Origin of the sequence: Chryseobacterium formosum, assembly GCF_026460885.1 — a bacterium.
In the GTDB taxonomy this organism is placed as follows: Bacteria; Bacteroidota; Bacteroidia; order Flavobacteriales; family Weeksellaceae; genus Chryseobacterium; species Chryseobacterium formosus.
Map to the genome: position 1 here is coordinate 18,636 of NZ_JAOVZW010000001.1, position 11,627 is coordinate 30,262.

Annotated in this window: 12 protein-coding genes; all 12 read left to right on the forward strand. The window is 29.3% G+C overall.

Going from position 1 to position 11,627, the window contains the following annotated elements:
- The first annotated feature begins 7 nt into the window (after positions 1–7).
- Positions 8–1,105, forward strand: a complete 1,098-nt coding sequence (locus OF897_RS00090; RefSeq protein ID WP_267263652.1) for a DegT/DnrJ/EryC1/StrS family aminotransferase — start codon at positions 8–10, stop codon at positions 1,103–1,105.
- Positions 1,096–2,049: a glycosyltransferase family 2 protein gene (locus OF897_RS00095; protein ID WP_267263653.1), complete on the forward strand. Its 954-nt coding sequence runs from the start codon at positions 1,096–1,098 to the stop codon at positions 2,047–2,049. The genes OF897_RS00090 and OF897_RS00095 overlap by 10 nt, the downstream gene beginning before the upstream one ends.
- Entirely contained in the window at positions 2,046–2,918 is an 873-nt protein-coding gene (locus OF897_RS00100) for a glycosyltransferase family 2 protein (protein ID WP_267263654.1), read from the forward strand. The genes OF897_RS00095 and OF897_RS00100 overlap by 4 nt, the downstream gene beginning before the upstream one ends.
- A gap of 21 nt (positions 2,919–2,939) precedes the next feature.
- Entirely contained in the window at positions 2,940–3,866 is a 927-nt protein-coding gene (locus OF897_RS00105) for a glycosyltransferase family 2 protein (RefSeq protein WP_267263655.1), read from the forward strand.
- A gap of 11 nt (positions 3,867–3,877) precedes the next feature.
- Entirely contained in the window at positions 3,878–4,693 is an 816-nt protein-coding gene (locus OF897_RS00110) for a glycosyltransferase family 2 protein (protein ID WP_267263656.1), read from the forward strand.
- A gap of 147 nt (positions 4,694–4,840) precedes the next feature.
- Positions 4,841–5,701 (forward strand): glycosyltransferase family 2 protein, encoded by an 861-nt coding sequence (locus tag OF897_RS00115; RefSeq protein ID WP_267263657.1) that lies wholly within the window; start codon positions 4,841–4,843, stop codon positions 5,699–5,701.
- The gene (locus tag OF897_RS00120) at positions 5,683–6,600 is read left to right on the forward strand and encodes a glycosyltransferase (protein WP_267263658.1); all 918 of its coding nucleotides are present in this window, start codon (positions 5,683–5,685) and stop codon (positions 6,598–6,600) included. Before OF897_RS00115 ends, OF897_RS00120 begins: the two co-directional genes overlap by 19 nt.
- Positions 6,601–6,613: 13 nt before the next feature.
- Positions 6,614–7,282: an NAD-dependent epimerase/dehydratase family protein gene (locus OF897_RS00125; protein WP_267263659.1), complete on the forward strand. Its 669-nt coding sequence runs from the start codon at positions 6,614–6,616 to the stop codon at positions 7,280–7,282.
- 8 nt (positions 7,283–7,290) lie between these two features.
- Positions 7,291–8,211: a glycosyltransferase family 2 protein gene (locus OF897_RS00130; RefSeq protein ID WP_267263660.1), complete on the forward strand. Its 921-nt coding sequence runs from the start codon at positions 7,291–7,293 to the stop codon at positions 8,209–8,211.
- A gap of 46 nt (positions 8,212–8,257) precedes the next feature.
- A complete protein-coding gene (locus tag OF897_RS00135) occupies positions 8,258–9,178 on the forward strand; it encodes a glycosyltransferase family 2 protein (RefSeq protein WP_267263661.1) in 921 nt (306 codons plus the stop codon).
- A 59-nt stretch (positions 9,179–9,237) separates the two neighbouring features.
- Positions 9,238–10,023, forward strand: coding sequence for a class I SAM-dependent methyltransferase (locus tag OF897_RS00140; protein WP_267263662.1), 786 nt, complete (start codon positions 9,238–9,240; stop codon positions 10,021–10,023).
- A 5-nt stretch (positions 10,024–10,028) separates the two neighbouring features.
- The gene (locus OF897_RS00145; RefSeq protein ID WP_267263663.1) at positions 10,029–11,621 is read left to right on the forward strand and encodes a hypothetical protein; all 1,593 of its coding nucleotides are present in this window, start codon (positions 10,029–10,031) and stop codon (positions 11,619–11,621) included.
- Positions 11,622–11,627: the final 6 nt, after the last annotated feature.

Consider the following 11,627-nt stretch of genomic DNA (forward strand, 5'->3'; position numbering starts at 1 on the left):
TTTAAAGATGATTAAATTTTTAGACCTTCAAAAAATTAATTTAAGACATGATGATGAGATTAAAGCTCGTATTCATCAGGTTTTATCAAGAGGTTGGTATCTTCTGGGAGAAGAAAATAAAATATTTGAGAAAAATCTCAGTCAATACATTGGCTGCAGAGAAATAATTGGTGTTGCAAATGGTTTAGATGCCCTTCGTCTGATTCTGAAAGCCTATATTGAATTAGGAATTATGCAGGAAGGTGATGAAATTATAGTTCCAGCCAATACTTATATTGCAAGCATATTAGCAATTACAGACAACAATCTTGTACCTGTTTTAGTAGAACCTGAAATCAGCACCTACAATATTGATATTTCGAAAATAGAAGAAGCAATTACACCAAAAACCAAAGCAGTATTAATTGTTCATTTATACGGTCGAGTTGTATTTTCTAATGATATACAAAAGATAACAAAAAAGCACAATCTAAAATTAATAGAAGATAACGCTCAAGCCATAGGAGCAAAATATGATGGTACGAAGACTGGAAATTTGGCTGATGCAGCCGGATTCAGTTTTTATCCGGGTAAAAACTTAGGCGCTCTTGGTGATGGTGGTGCTGTTTCTACAAACGACGCCTTATTAGCAAAAACGATTCGGGCATTAGCCAATTATGGTTCTGAAGAAAAATATGTCAACCAATTTAAAGGCTTAAATTCTCGTTTAGACGAAATACAAGCCGCAGTGCTAGATGTAAAACTAAAGTATCTTGATACTGATAATGATATAAGAAGGCAAATTGCAGAAAAATACATTTCCGGAATCAAAAATTCAAAAATTATCTTACCCGAAAATCCTCATGATGAGCATGTATGGCATGTTTTTGCAGTGAGAACGACGGAAAGAGAAAGTTTTCAGAAACATCTTTTTGAAAATGAAATACAATCTTTAATACATTACCCGATTCCTCCGCATAAACAACAAGCATATAAAGAATTAAATCATTTAAGCTTTCCCATTACGGAACAGATCCATAAAGAAATAATCAGTTTACCTATAAGTCCCATAATGACAGATGAAGAAACAGATTATGTCATCAAAACAGTAAATGAATGGCAGTAAGTGATGCTCCTTTAGTTTCCATTGGTGTTTTATGTTACAATACAGGAAAATATGTAGTAGAATCTCTTGATTGTATTAAAAGACAGAATTATCCTAATGTTGAACTTATCATCATTGATGATTGTTCCACTGATGAGGTTTCTGTTTCATATATTAAGGATTGGCTAGACCAAAATCAAGATTTAGGTTATAAAACTTATGTAAATTTTAGACAGAAAAATGAAGGTGTGCATGCCGGTTTAAATGAAATTTTAGATAAATCAACCGGTAAATATTTAGCTTTTATTTCTGATGATTTATGGAGTGATGATAAATTAATTAAACAAGTAGATCATTTAGAAAAATTAGGAGAGGATTATGCATTATACTATGGAAAAATGCTATCAATAGATAAAGACAGTCAACTATTAAAAGAAGAAAAACATCAACATTATTTCCCGAGTGATAGTGAATTGCCTAAAGGAGATGTTTTTGCGCATTGCATTAATAATTTTAGCTTTTGGATTCAATCCTGTACTATGAGATTGGATTTATTAAAAAAAATTAATTTTAAATTTAATGAAAATTATATTTCAGAAGATTGGCATTTAATCTTAGGGATTGCAAGAAATTATAAAATTTATGGTGACAGCAATGTGAGTGCATACTATAGATGGCTTGAGAATTCTATTACACGCCAACTTTGGCAAGAAAAAAACATGCACAATATTTATTTTTCACAATTTGATATGATCTTTTCTTTTCTAAATCATAGTAAAAACAATTCTTTAGATAATCTAGTGATTACTAAAAAACTTATGAATTTACTACTAGGAATAAATTGTTACAATTACACAATAAAATTGACTCTATTAAGAAAGTATTTCTTATTGGTTTCCAAATCCAAAAACAAGCGATATCTTATTGAAAGATTTTCACAGATTTTAAAAACTATGTACAGATGAATTTGCCCAAAATATCTATCATCACGCCTTCATATAATCAGGCACAATATCTGGAAGCAACAATTTTGTCTGTTTTAGGACAAAATTATCCTAATTTGGAATATATCATAATGGATGGTGGAAGCACAGACTCATCTGAAGAAATCATTAAAAAATATGAGAATAATCTCGCATATTGGCAATCAAAAAAAGATAGAGGACAGGCAGATGCCATTAATCAAGGATTTGAAAAATGTACCGGAGATATATTAATGTGGCTAAATAGTGATGATATGCTCATGCCTAACATCCTCCATTTTGTCGCTTCAAAATATTTGGAAGATCCTTCTAAGATTTATTTCGGCAACTGTATACATTTTAAAAATGAAGATAATCTTATTACTTGGGGAAGTGATGTCATTAAAGATGTCGAAATGTTGCGTTTAAATGAAGCAGACTATGTAATTCAACCATCATCATTTTGGTCAAAAGATATTTGGAAATCAGTTGGGCCTCTAAGTGAAAATGTTCATTTTGGCTTCGACTGGGAGTGGTTTTTAAGAGCCGAGAAAAAATACACCCTGCAACCTCTTTCTGAATGTATATCTTTATACCGTTTTCACAAAGATCATAAATCAGGAACAGGAGGTAATAAAAGACAATTGGAACTGTTAAAAATATATCAGCAATATAATCCTCATTTTGGTAAACTTTTTCAACTACTCATGAATGAAAATATGGATGATGTGAAAAATTTCTCAAATTATAAAATAAGACTTAAGAATAAAATTGGTCGAAAAACAAGTTTCATTCAAAAACTGAAACTTAAAAACCCTAAGTACCAGGAATTTTCAGAAAGAGAAATCAATCAATTAATAAAAATGCTTTGATCCTTTTGTTAATAATTTTTTTTGAAAAACGCACACATAAAAATGATTTACCCCAAAATATCTATAATTACTCCGAACTTTAATGGTGGAGATTATTTAGAAGAAACCATAAAATCAATAATTGATCAAGACTATCCCAACTTGGAATATATTATTATTGACGGTGGAAGTACAGACAATTCTATTGATATTATAAAAAAATATGAGAATCATTTGGCTTATTGGGTAAGTGAACCTGACAATGGGTTATACCATGCAATTCAAAAAGGTCTGGAGAAATCTTCTGGAGAAATTATGGCATGGCTAAATTCTGACGATATATACCACAAAAAGGCATTATTTACTGTTGCTGAAATTTTCACAAATTGCAAACCTGTAAAATGGCTGCAAGGTCTTCCCACAACAATAGATGAAAAAGGCAGAACTATAGCAACAGAAAAATTTAAAAGTTGGTCTAAATTAGATTATTATTTAGGAAAATTTGAATGGATCCAGCAAGAATCAACTTTTTGGCACCGCGATTTATGGCTTCAGGCAGATTCGAAAATTAATTCTAATTTAAAACTTGCCGGAGATTTAGATTTGTGGCTCCGATTCTTTAGATATGAAAAGCTTTATGTAACAAGCGCCTTAATTGGGGGATTTAGGCAAAGATCAAAAAACCAGTTATCATTAGACCATTTAGATAAATATTTAATAGAAGCTAGGTCACAAATTTCACTCGAGATAGAAAATAATTTAACAGTAACTGATAAAAAAGCTTTAGAAAATATTATACGCTATAGTAAGAAAATAAATTCTTCAAACAATAGAATATCATTCTATATCAACAGAAAAAAATATGGCAGTAAAATTAATTTTCTTAGAGAAAAATTTTTCAAAGCACCGCCTACTATAGTATTCGACAGATCTACACAGTCTTTTATTCTAAATAAAGTATCGATATAAAAACATTTACAATGTCTCCAAAAATATCCGTTATTACCGTCAGCTACAACAACAAAGAAGGTCTTGAAAAAACACTAAGTAATGTGATTTCACAGAGTTTTTCAGATTTTGAATATATTATAATTGATGGCGGTTCGCAGGATGGAACTAAAAATATTCTTGAGAAATACTCAGACAACATCACTTTTTGGGTAAGTGAGCAAGACAAAGGAATTTATAATGCGATGAATAAAGGAATTACTGCTGCAAAAGGTGAATATTTAATATTCATCAACAGTGGTGATCATTTCTACGATGAAAATTCTTTATCTGTGGCTGCAAAACATTTATCTGGAGAAGACATTATCTATGGTAATTTAGAATTGGCAAGTGATGAGCATACTTATATTAAAAAATATTCTTCAGAATTATCATTACTTTATTTCTACGATGAATCTCTTCCTCATCCCGCCACATTTATCTGTAAAAAAGCATTTCAAAAATGGGGTAATTATGATGAAAATCTTAAAATAGTCTCAGACTGGAAATGGTTCCTGATATCGATATGTACACATAAAGCAAGTTTTAAACATATTGATGAAACAATTTCAACGTTTTATCTTGATGGCCTGAGTTCCAATAAACAAAATCAAGAAAAAATAAATTATGAAAAAGAACTTACGTTTTCTGAGTATTTTCCAATGGCAAAATATGATTTACAGAAATTGTCAGCATTACAGAACGAAAATAAAAGACTCTTAAACGCAGAAAATAAATTTAATCATCTGAAAAAATACAGGCTTGTAAAACTCCTGCACTCCCTCGGATTGATAAAAATTCCGCAATAAAAATCTAAACACATTACAGAGGATAATCATTATATTTTTAAAATTATAAACTAAGCTAAATCAGGCTGAGATTTATTACATTAACACCTCTTAACAAACTATCTTTATAGCTGATTTTTTAATATCTTTACTGCTCTAAAACACAGTATGTCTCAGGCCTTTATTTCCATTATCGTTCCGTGCTATAATCAAGAGAATTATCTTAATGAATGTTTAGAATCTGTTTTTAAGCAAACATATAGTGACTGGGAATGTTTCATCATCAATGACGGCAGTACAGATAATAGCGAGGCAATTGCAAAAAACTGGACTCTTAAAGACTCTCGCTTCAAATATTATAAAAAAATTAATGAAGGACCATCTGCTGCAAGAAATTTAGGCTTAGAAAAATCTTTTGGAAACTGGATTCTCTTTTTGGATGGTGATGATGTAATGAGTGAAGATAAATTACATACATCTTTATCATATTCTGAAAATCACGACATGATAATTTCAAATTTTGAAATGTTAACAGGTAACATCACATCTAAACCTTTTTCAGATCTCAAAAAGTATGAAATCAACCTTGAAAATATTGTAAGAAGATGGGATATTGATTTTAACATTCCGATTCACACGATACTTTTCAAAAGAGATTTAATTAAAACAATAACCTTTAAAAAAGAACTGAAAGCAAAAGAAGACTGGATATTTTGGATTAGTATCTTTAGTAAAAATACTCCTTCAGTCCATTTTATAGATGAAGCCTTGGTTAAATACCGTCAACATCAAAATGGAATTTCAAAAAATTTCATCAGTGTATATAACGACAGTCAAAAAGCTAACGAATTTATTTTCAACACTTTTGAAGACAATATTAAAAAAATGTTATTCGAACGTCTCAATACGCAAAATTACATTCTTAATAATGAAAATCTAAATCAAAAAAACTATATAAGACAACTACAGAATACTAAAGTTTTAAAATATTACCTTAAATTTAAGTCACTGTGGTATCCCAAAAAGTAAATATCTCTGTAGCACTTTGCACTTATAATGGTGAAAAATATCTTTCTGAGCAGTTAGACAGTATTCTTCAACAATCAATTTCTGTAAACGAGATTGTTGTCTGTGATGATAGATCTACAGATAAAACCTTAACTGTCCTTAAAGAATACCAACGCAAACATCCTTCTCTTTTCAGTATTATACAAAATTCTGAAAATCTTGGGTACGTAGATAACTTTGAAAAAGCCATTAATCAATGTTCCGGAGACTTAATTTTTTTATGTGACCAAGATGACATTTGGCGAGAAAACAAAGTAGAAATCACTCTTGATTATCTGAAAAAAAATCCTGAGAAAAATGTTTTTTGCCATGATTTGGAATTATTATTTGATAAGGATAATATTTCTAAGTCAGAATCTTTTTGGAACAGTGAAGAATTTAATAAGGATTTCGATAATTATGAAATATCAGAATACCTTCTTTATAAAAGGAACGTCTTTCCAGGGATGACAATGGCCATTACAAAAGAAGCTAAAAATAAATATTTACCCCTGAAAAAAGTAAACTCTACCATTATTCATGACTATGAAATTGTTCTAAAATCATGCAATGATGGAAAATTCATAATGATGCCTGAAGTTTTATCTGCTTACAGAATTCATGATGGCCAGAATATAGGATTTAGTAACAATAAAAGCCAAAAAGACAACTTATCTGAAATTTACGATACAATTAAAAGACTTAAATTTGTAGAAAATTCAGTAGCTGATTTAAATTTGAATATAAAACTTTATAGTAATTATAAAAAAAAATGTGCATCTGATTATAAACAATTTATTAATAACCTTTCGTTTCCAAAAAATATAATAACCCATTTGAAAATGAAATATTATTATAAAATCTTAACTTTTTTAGACTAGAAAAATATAACTAATGATTATAGGAAAAGGGCTTATTGCAACATCTTTACAAAATATAGACTCCGAAAATATTATATTTTTTGCTTCAGGAGTATCTAATTCTTTAGAAACAAGAACCTCAGAATTTGAACGAGAGTTTTCACTGCTTCAAAATAGTATAGAAAACAATAAAGAGCATCAAATCATTTACTTTTCAACTTTAAGTGTAAACGATCAATCTAAACAAGACAGTCCTTACGTAATTCACAAACTTAATATTGAGAATTTCATAAAAAATAATTGCAAAAAATACCTTATTGTAAGGGTAGGAAATGTTGTCGGAAAAGGAGGCAATCCAAACACTCTTTTTAATTTTCTTAGAGAACAAATAAATAATGAGTCTTCTTTTGTCTTACACAACAAAGCGACTAGAATACTGATTGATATTGATGATATTTCTGAGTTCCTTTCCCACCACTCCTCCACCTTAACCAATCAGACCATCAATTTATCTTTCCCGTATAATTACAGTTTAAAAGAAATTATATCTTCAATTGAGGAAGATATTGAGAAAAAAGCTGTTTATAAAGAAACGGAACTGGGAGATTCTTACAAAGTAGATTTTAGTGACCACACAAAAGTTTTTTTCTCAAAATTTAGTTCAGATGAATATTTAAAGAAACTTATTCAAAAATATTATTAAGCCCAAATATGCCTAATATTCAAATCATTATTGTTACTTATAATGCCATGAAATGGGCAGAAAGATGCTTTAAAAGTTTACAGCAATCAACAGTTGCTGTACATACTATTGTGATAGACAATGGCTCTTCTGATGGTACTCAAAAATATATTAATGCTAATTTCCCGGAAGTTACTTTCATACAATCAGAAAAGAACTTAGGGTTTGGAAAAGCAAATAATATAGGAATTGAAACAGCATATAAAAACGGTGCAGATTTTTTTTATTTGATGAATCAAGATGCCTGGATTTATCCGGATAGTATTGAGAAGCTATTAAAAGTTTATCATGAGTTTCCAAATAAAGACGAAATTGGTATAATGAGCCCAATGCAGATTGATGGTTCCGAGAAACTTTTGGATATTTTTTTAGATAAATATATCGCAATTAATTTTGAGAAAACGCGATTAATTTCAGATTTTTATTTTCAGACTGTAAAAGATTATTATGAAATAAGCTTTGTAAATGCCGCTCATTGGCTCATTCCTAAAGATACGATAGATACAGTTGGCGGATTTAATCCTTATTTTTTTCATTATGGTGAGGATAATGAATACGTAAACAGAGTTCACTTTCATCAAAAAAAACTTCTTCTCATTCCCTCGAGCAAAGTTGTACACGATGGAAAACAAAATTTAAGCAAAGTAGATTCTAATCTTTTTCAGGATTTAACTATAGAAACTAAAATAATAAATCCTAATCTATCAGATTCTTTACAAAAAGAGAAAAAAGCACTGAAGCAAAGTATGGTAAAAAGTTCTCTTACAGGTAATATTGCACAATATAAAAAATTGCTTCAGAAATATAAAAAAATAAAAAAAGAAGAGAAGAATTTGTATGAAATAGCTTTATTAGTAAAACAACGGAACTCTACGTTTCTTAATATTTAATAATTTACGTATTTTTGGACTCACACAAAAACATTATAAGGTGAAAATGAAAATCACGATTGTAATCCCAGTTTATAATTCTTCACGATTTCTTGATAAAACACTTAAAGCAGTTGATGATCAAAAAAAAATTTCCAATTGGGACTTAGAATTAATCTTAGTTGAGGATGGAAGCCCTGATAACAGTTTTGAAGTAATAGAAAAACTTTCCGACCATTATGATTACATAAAAGCAGTTAAGTTATCTAGAAATTTCGGACATCAGATAGCCGTAAAAACGGGTTTAAGCTACGCAACAGGTGATTACATCGCTATTATTGATGATGATTTACAAGATCCGCCTTCTTTACTTCCACGATTTTTCCAAGAGCTTGACAATGGATATCAAGTTGCTTATGGAGTGAGAAAAAAGAGAAAAGAGAGTGGAGCAAAAAAATTAGCTTACACAAGCTTTTATCGTTTGCTCAACTCTATAAGCGACACCAAAATTCCTTTAGACTCGGGCGATTTTTGTGTAATGACAAAAAACATTAAAGATAAAATGCTTTCGCTAAATGAGCAAAATCCCTACCTCAGAGGAATTAGAGCATGGGTAGGCTACAAGCAAGTTGGTGTGGAATATGAAAGAAGCGGAAGAATTGACGGAGAGTCTGGTTATTCATTGAAAAAGCTTATTAAAATAGCAAAAGATGGCATATTCTCTTTTTCTTCATTGCCGTTACAGGTTATTAGCTTATTAGGGAATATTGGATTATTTATCTCATGTGTTTTTACAATATTTACGATAATAAGATATTTTAATAACAAAATTGATGTTGCTGGTTATACAACGCTTATCATTATGATTATGTTTTTTAACTCAATCTTACTTATTTCCTTAGGAATAATTGGGGAGTATATCTATAGAATTTATAACGAAGTAAGAAGTCGCCCCTACACAATTATTGAAAAAACGATTAATATATAAACAACCGACAAATTGACTTTTGCCAAACACAAATTCGTACCATCAAAGATTACACGATCATGAAAGAAAATATAAAAAAAATCCTTAAACCAGAGAGCCCCTATGAATATAAAGACAAAAAATTTGTTTTTACTCCTTTTGAAGAAGAAATAGTTTCCGATTCATTAGATAAGATTAAAACATTTTTCAAAAATTTTCAGGCTTTTTATGATTTTTTGATTTACATTATTTCACCCCAGTATCCTTCTCGATATTTTTTTTTAAAAAAACTGTTATCTAAGACAAAAAACAAAAATGAAGTTATTTTAAATCTTGGTAGTGGTTACACAGATTTAAGAGATGACATTATAAATGTAGACCTTATCCCTTACAAACCAGTGGATGTTGTCTGTGATATTACTCAACTTCCTTTTAAAGATAATAGTGTTGATCAAATAATCAACATTGCTGTTCTTGAGCACGTTCCCAATCCTCAAGCCGTAATTTCAGAAATTTACAGAGTTTTAAAACCTGGAGGAAAGCTTCTTTGTGAAATCCCATTTATGCAAGGATTTCATGCTTCGCCTTATGATTTTCAAAGATTTACCTATGAAGGTATTAAAGTGCAATTTAAAGACTTTAAAAATCTTAAAATTCACGCTAATAGTCCTACGGGTGGAATGCTATGGCTGCTTCAGGAATGGATTGCCATGTTGCTGTCTTTTGGTATAAAACCATTACACAACTTAATTTTAATTATATTAATGTGTCTTACATTTCCAATTAAGTTTCTAGATGTAATTTTGCAAAAGCATCCTTTAAGTAAAAATATTGCTTCTGCTTTTATTTTTGAATGCGAAAAATAATACGGATGAATAAGATACTACAAAATTCAGGTCTTACACTTTCCTCTTTTATATTCTTTATCGGAGCTCTATTTTTAGCTTGTATTACATATATGAATCTTGACCAAGGCTTTATCTTTAATGACGAAGCCTACTATCTCTCTTACTACAAAAATCAAGGTGAAAGCTTAAGCTTCGACAGAACAAATTTTTTCAGAATATTTAAATTTCTTTATACTCCCAACATATATATTTTCAGGATAATATCGATTACCGCATTAGTTTTGAGTAATTTTTTGTTATTCTTTTCTACTCTAAAATATTTTGATTTCAAAAAAAACATCTTTCTTTTAAGTTTCTTAGGAATTCTGATAGGGTTTGAAACATGGAGCATCAGTAATTTAATTTTACAACAGTATATTGGAAATACAATTTTAGTAAACTGTGGAGTTTCATTAATTCTTTTATCATTTGTTTATCAAAAAAAATGGATTCTTACAATAGCCGGATTTGTAATTTCTTTCATTTTATTTAACGGAAATTCACACAGCATTATAGTTATTCCTATCATGCTTTATCTATTCTTTCAAAATCCAAAGCAATGGAAATTAGTATTTCTCTATTTTTTCATTGGCTTTGCTACAGGAATTATCATTTATTTTACTTTTTTAGATACTCTTGATAATTTCATGGATCAATTAAAGTTTTTAAAAGAGTACTTACCATTTCATAGAAAACAGCATTCTAAAACTTTTATGGTTTTGTGGTGCGTTTATTTATTTTTAAACGGAATTTTACCTCCACTTATAATTGGTTTACTATTTTGGAAATTTAAATTTAAGATAGAGATACTTGATAAAATAATTGCATTTATTGGTGTACTTTGTCTTGCTCTTTTTATATTTTTTCAAACATATTATATTTTCTCTTTTATTTCATTTACTCATTTATTAGTCCTTCGATTTATTTTAGATAAAGAAATCTCTAAAGAGAGTAAGTATTTAATTCTTCTACTTTTAGTTATACCGTATTGTCTTGCATTTGGTTCACAAACTTGGTTTCATATACGTTTAAACGCATATAAATTTTACTATTTTTTAATAATTTTGGTGATCATCAACAGGCTGTACAAAAATAAATTATGGATGTTGGGTTATCTTATTTTTATTTGCACAATGATCATTAGATTTCCAGATATTTTACATGACAAAGGTTGGAAAGATTTTGTATTTACTGAACAAACCGAAAAAGTTCAAATTAACGGATACGATTTATATTTAGATAAAGGAAGAAAAAAAGACATTGAAGATCTTCGCCCTTATCTTCAAAATCAAAAAGACATTATCTATTCGAGCAATCATTTAATGGGGTATTTATATATTTTGGATGCCTCCCCTCCTATTTATTATTATTTTACATTAAAAGATTATTTAAGTTTTATCATTAAAAAAATGAATAAAACTCCAGATGATTTCATTTATATTGAAAGTGATGATTACCCTTTTAGTCCAAAAGAAATCATACCTTTAAAGTTTGTACATAATCCAGAAAACTACAAGATTGTAAAAACCGGACGTTTTACCTTATATATTCCTTCTCAGAGAATCAACAAAAATTAATTACAA

Coding starts and splice junctions, on each gene's coding strand:
- OF897_RS00090 (WP_267263652.1), top strand. CDS start 8: ATGATTAAATTTTTAGACCTTCAAAAAATTAATTTAAGACATGATGAT.
- OF897_RS00140 (WP_267263662.1), top strand. CDS start 9,238: ATGAAAGAAAATATAAAAAAAATCCTTAAACCAGAGAGCCCCTATGAA.
- OF897_RS00125 (WP_267263659.1), top strand. CDS start 6,614: ATGATTATAGGAAAAGGGCTTATTGCAACATCTTTACAAAATATAGAC.
- OF897_RS00145 (WP_267263663.1), top strand. CDS start 10,029: ATGAATAAGATACTACAAAATTCAGGTCTTACACTTTCCTCTTTTATA.
- OF897_RS00100 (WP_267263654.1), top strand. CDS start 2,046: ATGAATTTGCCCAAAATATCTATCATCACGCCTTCATATAATCAGGCA.
- OF897_RS00110 (WP_267263656.1), top strand. CDS start 3,878: ATGTCTCCAAAAATATCCGTTATTACCGTCAGCTACAACAACAAAGAA.
- OF897_RS00135 (WP_267263661.1), top strand. CDS start 8,258: ATGAAAATCACGATTGTAATCCCAGTTTATAATTCTTCACGATTTCTT.
- OF897_RS00115 (WP_267263657.1), top strand. CDS start 4,841: ATGTCTCAGGCCTTTATTTCCATTATCGTTCCGTGCTATAATCAAGAG.
- OF897_RS00130 (WP_267263660.1), top strand. CDS start 7,291: ATGCCTAATATTCAAATCATTATTGTTACTTATAATGCCATGAAATGG.
- OF897_RS00095 (WP_267263653.1), top strand. CDS start 1,096: ATGGCAGTAAGTGATGCTCCTTTAGTTTCCATTGGTGTTTTATGTTAC.